This is a genomic window from Leptospira inadai serovar Lyme str. 10 (assembly GCF_000243675.2).
Lineage (GTDB): Bacteria > Spirochaetota > Leptospiria > Leptospirales > Leptospiraceae > Leptospira_B > Leptospira_B inadai.
Genome location: NZ_AHMM02000015.1, coordinates 906,039 through 920,691, shown reverse-complemented (window position 1 = coordinate 920,691; position 14,653 = coordinate 906,039). Strand labels below are relative to the sequence as shown.

13 protein-coding genes are annotated in these 14,653 nt (G+C 45.7%); 4 read left to right on the top strand and 9 right to left on the bottom strand.

Going from position 1 to position 14,653, the window contains the following annotated elements:
* Positions 1 to 6 precede the first annotated feature (6 nt).
* Positions 7 to 480 carry a Crp/Fnr family transcriptional regulator gene (locus LEP1GSC047_RS07950; RefSeq protein WP_010410685.1) on the bottom strand — a complete coding sequence of 158 codons (474 nt, stop codon included), beginning with the start codon at positions 478 to 480 and terminating at the stop codon, positions 7 to 9.
* Between the two features lie 186 nt (positions 481 to 666).
* Positions 667 to 2,244 carry a sensor histidine kinase gene (locus tag LEP1GSC047_RS07945; RefSeq protein WP_010410687.1) on the bottom strand — a complete coding sequence of 526 codons (1,578 nt, stop codon included), beginning with the start codon at positions 2,242 to 2,244 and terminating at the stop codon, positions 667 to 669.
* Between the two features lie 245 nt (positions 2,245 to 2,489).
* On the opposite strand from LEP1GSC047_RS07945, the gene LEP1GSC047_RS07940 reads away from it, so the two are divergent.
* The 3 genes from LEP1GSC047_RS07940 to LEP1GSC047_RS07930 are packed head-to-tail and all read left to right on the top strand — an operon-like array spanning position 2,490 to position 5,022.
* The gene (locus LEP1GSC047_RS07940) at positions 2,490 to 3,725 is read left to right on the top strand and encodes a DUF445 domain-containing protein (RefSeq protein WP_010410690.1); all 1,236 of its coding nucleotides are present in this window, start codon (positions 2,490 to 2,492) and stop codon (positions 3,723 to 3,725) included.
* Positions 3,726 to 3,729: 4 nt separating this feature from the next.
* Positions 3,730 to 4,029, top strand: coding sequence for a hypothetical protein (locus LEP1GSC047_RS07935; RefSeq protein WP_010410692.1), 300 nt, complete (start codon positions 3,730 to 3,732; stop codon positions 4,027 to 4,029).
* Between the two features lie 9 nt (positions 4,030 to 4,038).
* Positions 4,039 to 5,022: an alpha/beta fold hydrolase gene (locus LEP1GSC047_RS07930; RefSeq protein ID WP_010410695.1), complete on the top strand. Its 984-nt coding sequence runs from the start codon at positions 4,039 to 4,041 to the stop codon at positions 5,020 to 5,022.
* Here the strand turns inward: LEP1GSC047_RS07930 and pgsW are convergent.
* The 7 genes from pgsW to LEP1GSC047_RS07895 form a co-directional block, all read right to left on the bottom strand.
* Positions 5,019 to 6,137 carry a poly-gamma-glutamate system protein gene (pgsW, locus tag LEP1GSC047_RS07925; RefSeq protein WP_010410697.1) on the bottom strand — a complete coding sequence of 373 codons (1,119 nt, stop codon included), beginning with the start codon at positions 6,135 to 6,137 and terminating at the stop codon, positions 5,019 to 5,021. The two genes, LEP1GSC047_RS07930 and pgsW, sit on opposite strands and share 4 nt — an antisense overlap.
* Complete coding sequence (pgsC, locus tag LEP1GSC047_RS07920) at positions 6,134 to 6,613, bottom strand: poly-gamma-glutamate biosynthesis protein PgsC (protein ID WP_020988529.1); 480 nt, start codon at positions 6,611 to 6,613, stop codon at positions 6,134 to 6,136. The genes pgsW and pgsC overlap by 4 nt, the downstream gene beginning before the upstream one ends.
* Complete coding sequence (gene pgsB, locus LEP1GSC047_RS07915) at positions 6,613 to 7,815, bottom strand: poly-gamma-glutamate synthase PgsB (RefSeq protein WP_010410701.1); 1,203 nt, start codon at positions 7,813 to 7,815, stop codon at positions 6,613 to 6,615. The genes pgsC and pgsB overlap by 1 nt, the downstream gene beginning before the upstream one ends.
* A 44-nt stretch (positions 7,816 to 7,859) precedes the next feature.
* Entirely contained in the window at positions 7,860 to 9,470 is a 1,611-nt protein-coding gene (locus LEP1GSC047_RS07910) for a SpoIIE family protein phosphatase (protein WP_010410703.1), read from the bottom strand.
* Positions 9,471 to 9,508: 38 nt separating this feature from the next.
* Entirely contained in the window at positions 9,509 to 11,032 is a 1,524-nt protein-coding gene (locus LEP1GSC047_RS07905; protein WP_010410705.1) for a PAS domain-containing sensor histidine kinase, read from the bottom strand.
* A gap of 143 nt (positions 11,033 to 11,175) precedes the next feature.
* Positions 11,176 to 11,541, bottom strand: coding sequence for an FKBP-type peptidyl-prolyl cis-trans isomerase (locus LEP1GSC047_RS07900; protein WP_103186178.1), 366 nt, complete (start codon positions 11,539 to 11,541; stop codon positions 11,176 to 11,178).
* 47 nt (positions 11,542 to 11,588) lie between these two features.
* Entirely contained in the window at positions 11,589 to 11,951 is a 363-nt protein-coding gene (locus LEP1GSC047_RS07895; RefSeq protein WP_010410711.1) for an RNA recognition motif domain-containing protein, read from the bottom strand.
* 301 nt (positions 11,952 to 12,252) lie between these two features.
* Here LEP1GSC047_RS07895 and LEP1GSC047_RS07890 point away from each other — a divergent pair, with 301 nt between their 5' ends.
* Positions 12,253 to 14,592, top strand: coding sequence for an inorganic phosphate transporter (locus LEP1GSC047_RS07890; RefSeq protein WP_010410713.1), 2,340 nt, complete (start codon positions 12,253 to 12,255; stop codon positions 14,590 to 14,592).
* The last annotated feature ends 61 nt before the right edge of the window (positions 14,593 to 14,653 follow it).

Here is a 14,653-nt window from a genome sequence, read left to right as displayed (position 1 = left end):
TGAATTTTAAGAATAACGTTTTTTAAGTTCTCTCGCATAAGCGAGATCGTGGGTGAGTAATCTCATCCTTTTTACCAGGTAAGTAGTAATGCTTTTATAAAATTTTAGCGCTAATTCCTTATCTTCGTCCAAAGTTTTTTGGAGATGCTCGAAAGGAATTTCCAGCAATTCGCAACGTTCCATCGCTTCCACCGTTCCCGCACGCTTCCCCTGATCTAAAAACGGAAACTCTCCAAAATGATCTCCCGTGGCGATCGTGGTCACGTTTACGTCGGTTCCTTTTTCGGTTGAAGTCACGATTTTAAGAGTTCCGTACATAACGACGTAAAATGCCTTTGCTTCGTTTCCCTCTTGGTAGACCGAATCACCCTGCTCCAGAACCTTGTATTTTGTTTTTTCCGCAATCTTAGAGAGATCGTCTTTGGAGAAACTGGAAAAAAGATAAATGCCTTGCAGAATCTCTTCAATTGAATGTTGCATAGAATTTCCTTATGAAAAACCGAGTCTAGCCCCCGGAAAAAAACCTTCAAGCTACTTTCCTGGTTGATTGCCGAGAATTCGGCCATTCGAATTTCATCTTCCAAGTTTCGGGAAACTTCGACCGGAATAGAAACTTCGGAAAGACCGTCTAAATGGACTTCATTACTAACGGGAATATAAGAGATTTCATTCCGGGATCCGAAGCGTAAACTTTATCCCCTCGCCCGTTTTAAAATCCGACTTTGCACGCAATTGTCTCGTCAAAATATCGATTAATTGCAGACCGATCGAACCGGATCTTTCCAAGAAGTCCCGATCGTAGGAAAGACCGTCGTCTTCGTACTTTAGTAAGTACCCGCGCTCATCCGACTCGAGTCGAATCCGGATTTTTCCCTTGCGCTCTCCCGGAAATCCGTATTTAACGGAATTCGTTAAGAGCTCATTTAGGATCAAACCTAACGGTATGGCCTTTTCTACCGTTACTTTCGAAGGTAGAATTTCTAGATCCAACATGATTCGCTGGGACGCTTCATACGTCCGAATCAAATTAAAGGATAGCGAATAGAAGTAATTCTTTAAATCGACTTCCGTAAAATTATCGGATCGGTACGATTCGGAGTGAACTAACGCCATGGACTTTACCCGACTTTCGCTTTCTAACAACGCACTCCTGATTGTGGGGTCCTCGTAATTTTCATACTGTAGACCGAGTAAACTTGCGATCACCTGTAGATTGTTTTTCACCCGATGGTGAATCTCCTGGAGCATGACCTCCTTTTCCGCGAGTGATTTTTCCAACTCTTCGGTGATCCGGTTTCGTTCGGTAACGTCTCGAACGATTCCCATCGCTTTATCGGAATCCAATAAGACCGCGTTGATTTCGCAATCGATAAGAGTTCCGCTTTTGGATTTCAACTTTCTTTGCAAGGTGACCGGCCTGCCTACGATCAAATTAGGCATAATCTCCGAAGTCTCCCGCCAACTGTTCGTATCCAACACGTCCTCTAGCTTGAATGAAAGAAGTTCTTCTTTCGAATAATCCAGCAATTCTTCGAACCGACGATTTACTTCCAGTAACCGAGCGCCTCGGTCGGTGATGACGATCGCGTCGGACGCATTTTCAACGATGGATCGATATTTCTTTTCGCTTTCCTCGAGTTTTTTTACGGCTTCCACTCGATCCGTAACATCATACAGTATCGAGAAAACCAGAATCTTACCGTTCAGTCGAATCGGGCCCGTATAGATCTCCATTTCCCTAATCTCACCGTTTTTCAATCGATGCTTGAATAAGGAATAATGCCGTGATTCTATCGCTGCGCTATGCACCGCCTCGTAAACTACTTCTTGGGAGAGAATATTGATGTCGGTAATCTTCATACTCATGAGTTCTTCTCTCGAGTAGCCGTAAAAAAGGCTCGCAGCTTCGTTTGCATAAACGATACCGCCTGTCTCGGGATCCAAAATCCATTTGATGGCTTGATTCGTTTCGAAGACTTGGCGAAAAGGAAGGTCGTTGGAAAATAGATCTTTTGGGAAATTTTCCGGATAGGCTCCGGAATCGGACGAGGTAGTCAGCTCCAACCAGTATTGGTCCCGTATCCTCTTCCATTTTGCGACCACATCCGGTTCTGAAGAAGTCATGGATACGAACTCGGGTTTACAACGTAAAGCGGCGGTTCCGGATTGGCCGAGAATCGCTTCGGTCCCGTTGAATAAATCTCCGATCGTTTTCCCTTCCCATTGGGATTCAGGTAGGTTCATTGCAAGAATGCGGCCTTCCGAACTGTGCAGAATAATCCATTGATTCATGAAGAGAAGAACACGCGTAAATCTTGAGGAACCGGAAAGAACAAGGTATGCCTAAAGGAAAGTAGTTTCACCTACAGCCTTTTTTAGAAGCGTTTTTACTTCCGGGAATTTCAGAAAAAGAACTTGCAGCCCTTTCCCTCGAACGGGACTTTGCAAAAGAGTCCGCCATTATAGCGGTCGCTACAGGAATTGAAAACATGGATTTATCCTTCTTTAGCCAAAATAAAGAGCTAATCGGTATTATTATGATGCCATTCACCTACGGATTTGTCGGATGGTTTACCAACGTAGTCGCACTGAAGATGACTTTCTATCCTTTGGAATTCGTCGGAATCCCACCTTATTTGGGATGGCAAGGAATCGTTCCGAAGAAAGCCCAAAAGCTGGCTCTAAAATCCGTGAATATTATGACGGAGAGATTGATCAAAGTAGAGGATTTTTTTTCCAAGGTAGATCCCGAACAGCTTGAAAAGGAATTTCAGCCTGTTCTAGACGGTTTGGTACCTTCCGCTACGAAGGAAATCATTCATCATATCGATCCGGATATGCGGAAGCATCTCGAGAACGGGCATGAACAGGAAATCATAAACGCCGTTCAGGAAAAATGCGCTCATACCGTACGGAATATCATGGTTCAGGTTAAGGAAAATGTCTCCTCCGTTTTCAATTTCCGATCTCTAGTTCTCCGGAAGCTCACCGGTCCGAACGTAAAAAGGATTGTGGATATCTTTGAGGAGGTGGGTTCGAAAGAATTTACGTTCATAGAGAGATGCGGTTGGTATCTGGGAGGCGCTTTAGGAATCCTGCAAGCCGTTCTGTGGGAATTCTTCCCCGTTTGGTGGACTCTCCCCATCCAAGGGATCATTGTAGGATATATTACGAACTGGGTCGCTTTGACCATGATCTTCCGGCCTTTGTACGAGAAACGCTTCGGCCCGGTTAAATACAGAGGCCTTTTTTTAGCTAGGCAGGAAGAAGTATCTCGAAAGTATTCGAACGTGTTTGCGACTCAGGTATTGACACCCAGAAACGTTCTAGAGGAGATCCTGTACAAAAGGGCTGCGAGAACTCTGGTGGAAACCATTCAGGAGGAAACCGTCAGCGCCGCTCATAAATTGCATTTAAACGGGAATTTAGATTCGGAAAACGGCAAAGGTGAGGACTCGGATTTTGAAACTACTAAGAAAGAGGTGATTCGGAATGTGAGCGATACTCTTGCGAATAGTTCCAGCAAATTGGAAAGCTATATGGGACGTGCAATGAGCATTGAGAACAATATGTTCAAGAGAATGAAGGATCTTCCTCCCGAAGAGTTCGAACCTATTCTTCGCTCGGCATTCCAGGAAGACGAATACGTGCTGATTCTGATCGGTTCCGTGTTAGGTGCGATCGTAGGTCTGTTCCAAGGCCTTTATATGCTCTACGTCGCTTAACCGTATGAAAGAAATTCGAGTCAAGGAACAGGATCCGGAAACGTTTCTCAGAAAATTGCGAAAAGCCGTCTCCGCCGGCGAATTAGGGACTCTAACGAGCTTCGACCTGACGGGAGACGATTTTTGCATCCGATTTTCCGGACTGGGGGAATCTCGGATTTGGTACAAGTTGGAAAGAATCGGCGAAGGTTTTTCCGCGACGAAACGCAAGGAAAAGATCGCTTTACTTCACCAGGCCTTTCGAGGAGAGATGGAAAAGAATCTGGGAAATATTCTGCGTCGACTCGGTGCGGATATTTCATGATTATTACAAATGTCACAGCCACAGAGGGAACCCAAGATCGCCCTACTCCCTTCGGGAATCCGTTTAGCTTACGATAAATTTCCGGGAAAATATAAGATTCCTCTTTTCTGCATACACGGCCTCACCGGTAATCTACGAAATTTTGAACGGATCGCGCATACTCTTTCCAAGAAAGGGATCACGGTGATCACCTATGATTTGCGCGGAAGAGGACATTCGGATAAACCCGAAGGAGAATATTCGGCAAAAGTACACGCTCAGGATTTGAAAGATCTTGCCGGAGTTTTAGGATACAAACGAATCGCAGTGTTGTCCCATTCATTGGGTTGCTGGGTCACGTTACGATTAGCGGAGCTGGCGCCTCAGTTCTTGGAAAAGGCCGTATTGGTCGACGGAGGCGGGGCTTTATCTCCGCTGCGAAAATTTTCCAACCTTCTAATGATCCGTTCCTCTTTGGCACGACTCGGCAGGATCGTCCCTAGCAAGGAGATCTATCTTGCGGAAGCGAAAAAATCGCCGATTCTCTCCGCTTGGAACGAGGATATTCGGAATTTCCTGCAATACGAACTCGAACCGATCGGAACGCTTTCCAAGTATCTAGGTCCAAGCGACGAATCCGGACCGTTCGGTCCCGTTCAGTGCTCTCTTCCTCCTCGAGTGGCGGAATCCGAATTGCAAAGTATGGGCGGTTCCATCCGCACTATCGGGATTTTTCGTAGATTTTTGAAAAATCCGATTTCAAGTTTTCGAATATTACAAGAAAATAATCGACTTCCCTATTCCGCGATGACTTGTCCGGTTTTAGTGGTTAGAGCCGGAAAACCGAATTTTAAGCCGGGAGACGAATTGCTTCCGGACAGCGCGATCGAAAAAATGCGGAAAGAAATGCGGGATTTTAGGGTTTTGGAAATTCCCGATAAAAATCATTACGAAGTGGTTTTGCTCGAGGATAAATCAAGAGATAAGGTAATTTATAATTTTCTAATTCGCTAAAACGGCTGTCCGGAATCGATATCGGCGATAATTTTTCCTTTAGTTCGGAATAAAAAATACACCAGGGCCAGGATTGCCGAAAGTACGATCCCCGCAAACCGACGATCGTATTCTTCCTTGGAAAAAATCTCACCCTCCCCGACGATCGGCCTGGTCTTCGGGCGTAACGGAAATCCGTATTTCTTGGCGAGTTCCTCGATTTCGGTCAAATGAATGACCGGCACATCTTCCAATAAAAAACGGGTCATGACCGAATCGATTTTAGCTGCTCCGGGAGGAAGTGTTTTGTTGAGTCCGGGCTTAAAACTCAATTTGCCTGCCTTTGTTCCCACCGAAATGGTCCCGCCTCCTACGTTGATATAAGCTTGAAACGATTCCCCCTTTGCTCCGTTCTTGAATCGTCGCATTCTCTCGTCCAAGCTGGAAGTAAACGAATCTCCGGTTAGGAGAGGGAGGGAATTCCGTTGAACCGATTCGTCCAAAAGCCGTTTGCCTTCCGGAGAAATGCCCAGCGCTCGATCTTCCAATCCACCGTAACTCAATGCTATCGATCGATACGGAAAGAGTTTCTCCTTGAACAATTCCCTTTCCATATCCGCCCAAAGAAATTCGGGATCGTTTGCTCCCCATTGCGAGGAGGACAAACTGGAAATCGAGACAAGCTCTAAATTCAGGGATTTTGCGGCGGCATACACGCAAACATTCAGCGCGGGGAAAGAACCGGATAAGCCGACTGCAACGGTTCCTCCGTCTTCTACACCCGCTTTCTTTAAAAGATCCACGAGCAACCCCGCAAAATTCGGATTCACGGAAGTTTGCTTAGCCGTAATAATTCCGGTATTGCTTGTAACCGCAGTCAAAAAAGATCCGATCAAACCCGAGCGAGCCGGATCGAATTCGGGATCGGGGACCTGACCCTTCTCGATCCGAATATTGCGAATCAGAGTAAAGGCTTCGTCTGCAGTCCTGGAGGCTTCCATTTTTTGTTCATAGTACGGCTGCCTTTGCTGAATCTTAAATGTCTCCACTAAAAATAATCCGAAGATCGAGATTCCGGCGATCAATAAATAAGTTTTAACGGATGCGGAAGTAGGTCGCCAGTAGATTTTCTTCACGGTTGGAATTCCCCGCCTAGAATTAAAATTAATGTCAATCTTACGATGACCGCGCCTGTCAGAAGCACGCAGACGGTTTCCCAAACTCCTTGTCGGTCCATCCAAAGTGCGATCAGTCCCGGGATGATATGTCCGACGACCTTTGCTTCATCGGTAAAATGTAAAGGGGTGATCGAAATCGAAGTAAAATGATTTCGTCTCAGAAACTCCTGAAACAGTGCGCCCAAAACAAAACCTGCCAGAAGTAAAAACGCAGTTTTACGTTTTCCGTATAGGATCGTAACTCCGGAAACGAGTTTCCCGAGTCCGAATGTAAGTGCGCCTAATCCGATCGTTACGAGAATATCCAAAGGATGATGCAATTGCAAAGCGATATAACCCGGGACTACCAATCCGCCTGCGGCAATTCCGAAAAACTCCGCAAACGCGAGACTGACGAATAATCCTATCCCGATTGCTAAGGTTAATAAATCCATCATCTCAATCCTATCGATTCGCTGCGGTTTTTAAAGGTTCGAACCAAAGAAAGTCCTAAACCTCCGATGTTTCCGATGCCCACGAATAATGTCGTTTTTCTACCGAGAGCTAGGGCCATTTCAAAGATTTCCATTTCGGAAACGTCCTCGGCAAAATTCAATCTAGAAGCCGGGATTCCCGCATCAAGGGCACCCTTTGCAAAAATATGAGTTCCGGTTCCGACGATCAGATACGCATGAGGTGAATTTTCCCCCCAGGAACCAACCTCAGTCCCGAGTTGCAAAGATCGGTCCGGACGATCCGGTCTACAATTCACGATCGCTATTTTACTTTGAACGTCCGGAAAAGCGGAACTTGCCAATTCCCAAACTCGTTTCGAAGATGCGGGATCGTTTGCGGCAAAACCGTTTACAAAGTAGATACGCCTGCCGAAAAAATCCATTTTATACGCCGTCGTTGCGCCTAGATCCGGAACCGCTTTCTGCATTCCCCTAAGCGCCGTTTGTCGATCCACTCCGATCGAATCGCAAACGCGGAGAGCCAAATTTACGTTTTCACGATGTTCGTAATAGGAGAATCCGCCCAGATCCTCGTCCGTAACCGTATCGGTTTCGCTCCGAGCGGCGCTAATCAATTCCGTTCCTCGGTCCAAACATATCTTTTTTATAATGTACAAAAATTTCCCTTCCGAAGTGAATAGTTTCCGATTGGGGGGAATTGTTGCGCCTAATGCGAGAGCAACGTCTTCTTTTTCGGGTCCCATAATCTCCAGATGGTCCTCTCCGATATTCGTGATAACCGTATGAGTGGCCTGAACGATCCTATTCTCGGAGATCCATTGATTCTGAGGCAATAACGCCATACATTCCAGAACGACGGCGTCCACCGATTCTCGAGCGGCAAGTCTCAGTATCCTAGTCTGCTCCAGTATATTGGCGCCGCCGGGGCGATAGACCGACTTTTCATCGCCGTTCGGGAATACGATTCTCGGAAGAGTTCCTGTTGTCTTTGCCATGGTCCGAATACCGGCTTCCCTCAATCCTGCGGCGATCAATCGGGTTACCGAACTTTTTCCTCTCGTTCCGTTTACATGAATACGAATCGGAATTTTTTTAAGAATTCGTCTATGACTACGATATTCCCACCAACCGTAAAACAATAAAACGGTCAGAAGGAAGGATAACACTGCCGTTTCAATCACGATGGGGAATAACCTTCCAAATGTGTAGAACCAAGTCAGTCATATTACGAAAGATTAATTGAAATCAACGTTATATCATCCTGAGCGGCCCTATTGCCTAGATGAGCTTTCATGTCCTTTAAGAGTCGATCGTGTAACGATTTCCCTTCCAAGCCGGATGTCCTGTAAATGAGTTCGATGCGTTCTTCTCCGAACGGATTTTGGTGGGAATCGAACTCTTCGAAAATTCCGTCGGTAATCATTAGAATGGAATCCTCCGGTCGGTATTTACGATCTTCCTCGGTAAAAACCATTCCGGTATTGAGACCGACGAGAGATCCCGTACGTTCCAGCAATTCGATTTTATCCTTGGATTTCCAAAACAACGCCGGGTGCCCGGCCGAAGCGAATTTGAATTCTTTCTCCCGAGTATCTATATCGAGGATAAAACAGGAAAAATACATTTGTAAACTTTTGAAATTTCTACAATAATCGAAATTGATCCCGGTAAGCAATTCTACGGGAGAATTCGCCACATATTTGATCGGTTCATAAACCCCTTTAATGGTCATCGTTACAAGAGCAGCCTGCACCCCGTGTCCGGTAGCGTCCGCGAGAAGAATCCTTAATACCCCGGGTCGAACTTCGAATACGTCATACCAATCTCCTCCGACATCCATTACCGGTAAATAAGTCACAAATGTGGAAGCCCCGGGAATGGACGCGTCAATCGGAGGAAGGAGGCTATTCTGGACCCTCTTGGCGAGATTCAATTCCTCCTTCATCGAGGTGTAAAATCGGGAAAGTTCTTTCGATCTAGCCCGAACCTGGGCTTCCAGATTATGAAGAAGATGATTCCGTTCCCTATCCACCTGCCTTAATTCCTCGACAGTGTTTCTAAGTTTGCGGCCGGTCCGAATTCTTTCGGTAATATTTCGTACGATTATAGTAAAACCTTCTCCCGAAGAAGTTTTCATCCTGGAAGCCGCAGCTTCCAAAAGCGGTTCGCTACCGTCCTTTCTCCTGCCTCTAAAAGGACCGAAAATTCCTTTTTCGGGACTCTGAGCTAATTTTTCTAGTACTCGACTCCCCCATTTTTTATGCCTATCCGGAAGGAGAAACTCGATATGCCGGTTCATGACTTCCCAGCTTTGATAAGAGAATAATTCCTCCGCCGCAGGATTCATGAGTACGATTTCCATTGCCGCGTTAAGCGAAAGGATCGGTTCCAAGGAAGTACGAACAAGCTCGGAAAGTTTTTCCTCCGATTCTCTCAACTTGACTTCGCCCAATTTTCTAGAAGTGACGTCCCTAAAATAGACTGCGACGTCCTCTATGGAAGGAAAAATCCGAACCTCGTACCAGGTGCCGTCGGTCGAATCCAATAATTCCAAATCCTTTGGAACTCCGGACCTCTTAGAATCGATAATCGTAGGAAATAGCAGAGTGCCGGAAAATTGGGGCAAAATTTCGGCAATTCGTTTTCCGACTAAATTTTCCCGGATCACATCCAAAAGCCGTTCCGCTTCGAAATTGGCGTATATAATTCTGAGGTCCTGGTCCAAGGAAAGGAATGCATCGGTAATCCGCTCGAGGATGCGTATTACGTCCTTTCTGGATGCGGAACGAAACGCCGTTCTCGCAGTCGTCGGATCTTTTCCTGGCTCGGAGGACATAGGCGTGTCACTAACGTTCCTTCCTTAATTGGGGTCGGTCAAGAAATCTTTTCCGCAACAGGTAGGATTACATGAAAGCGGGCGTACTCCCCATCTTCGGTTTCGAACTCGATTTCTCCGCCTAAGTCTTTGACTATATCGTAACTAATCGAAAGACCGAGTCCGGTTCCGACCGAAGTTGGCTTAGTCGTAAAGAACGGGTCGAAAATCCTAGTTAAATTTTCCTTTTTGATTCCCGTTCCAGTATCTTCCAACGTAATCTTTACGAAACGAACCCCATCCCTTATTATTATGGATTGCGAAAAGAGAAGTTTCTTCCTCGTATCGGCGGACGGATATTTTTCGTTGAGGGAATCACGAGCATTGGTGATTAAATTCAAAAAAACCTGCTTTAATCTTTGCGGCTCCGCAAATACGTACGGTATTTCGCTTTGAGCATCGATTAGACCGGAAAGATTTTCCACCGCGATTCCGTCCTTCAGGAGAAAAGGCAAAAGTAACTGAACCGAACAATACAGGGAATCCCCCGCCTTAACATGAAATTTTTCCCATTCTTCCTTATGCACGAATCCTAATAGACTTCTTACGATTCCGGAAATTCTTTCGCTCTCACGGATGATAACGTCCAGATTTTTTCGCAAGGGCTCATTCATTCCTAATTGGTCTCTGACGATTTCGGCGTAGTTTAATATTCCGGTTAGCGGATTATTAATCTCGTGAGCAACGCCGGCAGCGAGCGTTCCGAGGGATTCCAATTTTTGTCTATGCCTCTCCGATTCCATTCTCTTAAGGCGATCGGAATCGGATTCCTTTTGCTCGGTCGTATCCGTGATGAGTGCGACGATTGCTTGAACTTCGCCTTGCTTGCTAACGGGCGAGATTCTAACGAAGTAATGTCGCCGTTTCCCGGTAAAGTCACTCCAGAGTTCCCATGAATTCGGCTTGCGCGACTTGAGGACTTGGCTCATTAAGATTTTGAGCTTATGACTTTCGTGAGGCGAAAACAAATCGTAGATACTTTTTCCGATATAGGTCTCCACCGAGATTCCGGTAATGGTTTTGCTGAGAAAGAGGATATTTCCCGATAGATCCAAAACCGCAATCGAATCCATTCCTTCCACAAGAATCGATTTCCATCGACAGTCCGGGTCAGGCAAATCGTAGTCTCCGAGGAGTCCCACCTCGTCGAATTCTTGAAGTTGAACGAGAATTTCGCCTTTTCCGTGAGCATCCCTCAAATCTTTGGCATAGACATACACGGTCCGATAATCGTCCGCGGTTTTCAGCCTCGTACGAAGTTTAAAGGAATTACTTTTTTCTTTCTTAGGAAGATTTATAAATCTTTCCATCAGGCTTTCGCGATCGTCCGGACGGACAAATTCCATCCAATGAAAATGATTTTCGACCTCCTTTTTTTTACAGCCGGATAGAAGTTCGAACTGATGATTCGCGAGTCTGATCAATCCGGTTTGATCGATCAGTAAAGATGCTATCGGCAAATCGTCGAATAGATCATCGGGGGGTTTATAAGGAGATTCTAATAAATCAAATTTTTCTTTCACTAGACCCGATCCCCGTTCGAGGAAATTTTCCCCTACTACATTCGAAGATCGTTATGAAAGAAATATTACAAAATCGATAAAAATTACGGAAGAGGGACCGGCGGAGTCATGTGACCTTCATCCGCCGGTTTGACACAAAGATGTCAGTAGACCTTCAGAAGTTCTACTTCAAAGATTAAAGTTGAATTGGGAGGAATATCCGCTCCTGCGCCTCTACTTCCGTACCCTAGATCGGGTGGAATCGTAAGTTTTCTGATTCCGCCTTCCTTCATGCCTTGAACGCCTTTATCCCAGCCTCGTATCACTTGTCCGGATCCGAGATCGAAACTAAACGGTTTTCCCCTGTCTTTGGAACTGTCGAATTTCTTTCCGTTCGTAAGCCAGCCGGTATAATGAACGGTTACGTTGGAGCCATTGAAAGCTTCCTTACCGGTACCTTTCTTGATTTCCTTTATAACCAAACCCGGCGCTTGGGCAAAGAGCAAGCCTGCTCCGGCTAGGCAGATCATGAATGTAATGACTAAGATTGTTTTTTTTGAATTGATTCCTTTTTTTATCATTTTCCTCTACCTCCTGTCCGTCGAATACCGGATCCGGAGAATCCGCCTTTGGTTTGGCTACCTAGAACTTTCGTTCCACCGGTTCCACCTTTTACCGAATTCTTTTTATCGAACTCTTTCTTCCATTCTTCGGAATCCACAACGGCCAGGGCTTTTCCGGCGATTTCCTTTTTATTCAATGCTTCCAAAGCCTTTTTAGCGGCTTCGTCTTCCAATTCCAAAGAGCCGTAACCTAAAGAGCGTCCTGTCAGTTTGTCCTTTTTAATCAGGACATGCTGAACTTCCCCGTACTGGGAAAAAAGTTTCTTTAAGTCTTCTTCAGACCATTCCTGGGGAAGGTTTCCCACGGAAATTTTCATACCGCCTCCTTATTCATTTTTCAGACGAATTCATCCGCTCCCGACTCCTTGTAGAGTCGCTGAAACGGCTTTAGTAAATCCATTCTCCAGAATCGGAAGGAATCCGAAACTCGAATTCGAGTTCCCTTTTCTGAAAAAAGAGAGTTCCGATCCTTAGCGCAATCTTGCTCCCGGTTGGTTTCCAAAACTCCGCGTTATGAGATCGGGAAATTTAGGTTGAGGTTGCCCCATTCTCTGAAAAAGTTCAATAAAATAGCGATTCAGGGCTGCTTTCCCCTGACTGAGTACAGGAACATATTATATGGATATTTTTTTAATCATCGTAGGAGTTATGGCCGTCCTTGGGGTCATGGATCTTCTTGTCGGTGTTTCGAACGACGCGGTAAATTTTACCAATTCCGCCGTCGGTGCGAGAGCGGCGTCCAGGCGATTGATTCTAATTATCTCCGCGGTCGGAATTCTGTTCGGAGCTCTGAGTTCCAGCGGGATGATGGAAGTGGCGAGAAAGGGAATTTTCCATCCGGAGTATTTTAGCCTCGGCGAGCTCATGTTTCTGTTCTTAGCGGTAATGGTAGCCGACATTATTCTTCTGGACCTGTACAATACTCTAGGCTTACCGACTTCCACAACGGTCTCCTTGGTATTCGAATTATTAGGTGCGTCGCTCGCGATGGCGATTCTAAAAACGGAAACGGTTAACGATGCATTCCGGATCATCAATGCGGAGAGTGCGTTAAAGATTATCTTCGGCATCGTATTTTCCGTGATCTTCGCCTTTTTTGCCGGATTATTCCTGATGTTTATTTTCCGGCTTATATTCAGTTTCAAATTGGAAAAAACGATTCGTTTGTTTGGAGGATTATTCGCCGGTTTAGCGACCACGACCGTCCTCTTCTTCGTCCTGCTGACCGCAATGAAAGGTTCCACGCTCATCGACAAGGACCTGCTAAAATGGATCGGCGATAACTTTCGACAAATCATTATAACTTCCTTAATCGGTTTTTCGGTCCTCTTTCAGCTCCTCGTACTTTCCGGCGTGAATGTGCTCAAATTCGTCGTACTATTGGGAACGGCGTCCCTAGCCATGGCCTTTGCCAGCAACGACTTGGTGAATTTTATCGGTGTTCCGATCGCAAGTCTCCAGACTCACGAGTTGATCAAGCTTTCGAATTGGAATGCGAACACCTTAGCGGTGGGATTGGCGGGAGAAGTTCCTACGCCGAACCTGCTTCTTTTAGGCGCGGCATTGATAATGATCTTTTCCCTTTTCCGATCAAAAAAGGCGGAAACGGTCACTCAAACCGAAGTGAGCCTCGGTTCTCAGGGGGAAACGATCGAAAGTTTTCAAAGCAGTCTTGTCGCCAGAGTTTTTGTTCAAATCGCGATCGGGATTTACCGACCGATCAAAATTATTCTTCCGAAAGGAATCAAAACCTGGATCGGCGAAAGATTCTCCAACGGGGCTTCCAGGGAAATCGTCAAGATCCATGAGAATGACGCGTTCGACTTACTCCGCGCCTCCGTGAATATCCTGATCGCTTCCGGATTGATCCTGATCGGAACGATTCAAAAGCTCCCTCTATCGACTACCTTCGTAACCTTTATGGTGGCGATGGGAACCTCTTTGGCGGACGGTGCTTGGCAAAAGGAAAACGCAGTCAATCGCGTCAGCGGAGTTCTGACCGTAATAGGCGGATGGTTTATGACCGCAATCTTTGCCTCCATGATGGGAGCGATGTTAGCGACCACTTTCTTTTACTTCGGCTTTGCCGCCGTAGTAGCGGTACTCGCGGGAACTCTTTTTCTTGTCTTACTTTTCAATAGAATTCACGGACAACGGAAGGCCGCCTACGAGGAAAATATCGAAAAACTGGTCAATATCAACCGCCATCCGGAAAAGGCCCTCGCTAAGACCGTATCTTCCATTCTTGGCAGTTTAATCGTCGCCAAAAAAGCGATGAATAACGTGTATTCGGGTTTTATAAACGGAAAGAAGAAAGATTTTAAACAAACCGGAAAATTACTTAAAAACATCAAGAAGATGTACGAAAACTCGATATCCGGCTTCTTAACCTTAGCGAACAAACATTTCGACGAAAGCGAATTCCAATCCATTCATCCCGTGACGAACGCGCTCGGATACGTCGATCGAATTGCCGAAAATATTACGAATATCTTAAGAAGCAGTTCCAATAATATGGACTCTTTCCGTTCGGGACTGAGCAAGGACGAGCGCGAAGATTTAAAGGACCTACGGAAACTCGCCGAAGAAGGATTCGAACTCCTGGTAGACTCCGATAAAATTCCCAGCCTTTTGGATAAGGCAAGATCCAAAAAGAAGATCAAAGAACTCTCGGATATCAAGATTCGTATTTATAAGAATCAAATGAGACGGATCAGAAAGGGAGATAGTCGACTCAAAGCAAGCACTTCTTATTTCGTGGTCGTGGAAGAACTGGTCGATATTAACGAAAATCTGATGGGCCTCGCCGAAGAACTCCACCATGTTCTGCCCTGGGCCGAAGAAATGAGAAAACGATTACAAAAAACCAATACCGTATCCAACGGACGCCACGCCTCCCCGTCCTTCGAAGAGAAAAAAGGCAAAAAAAAGAAGAAAAAGAAACTAAAGGCTTACTGACTCGAACTCGAGCGCAGGAGCATAAATAGCCTTTAAAAAAACGAAAGCCCGGCCTTAAATA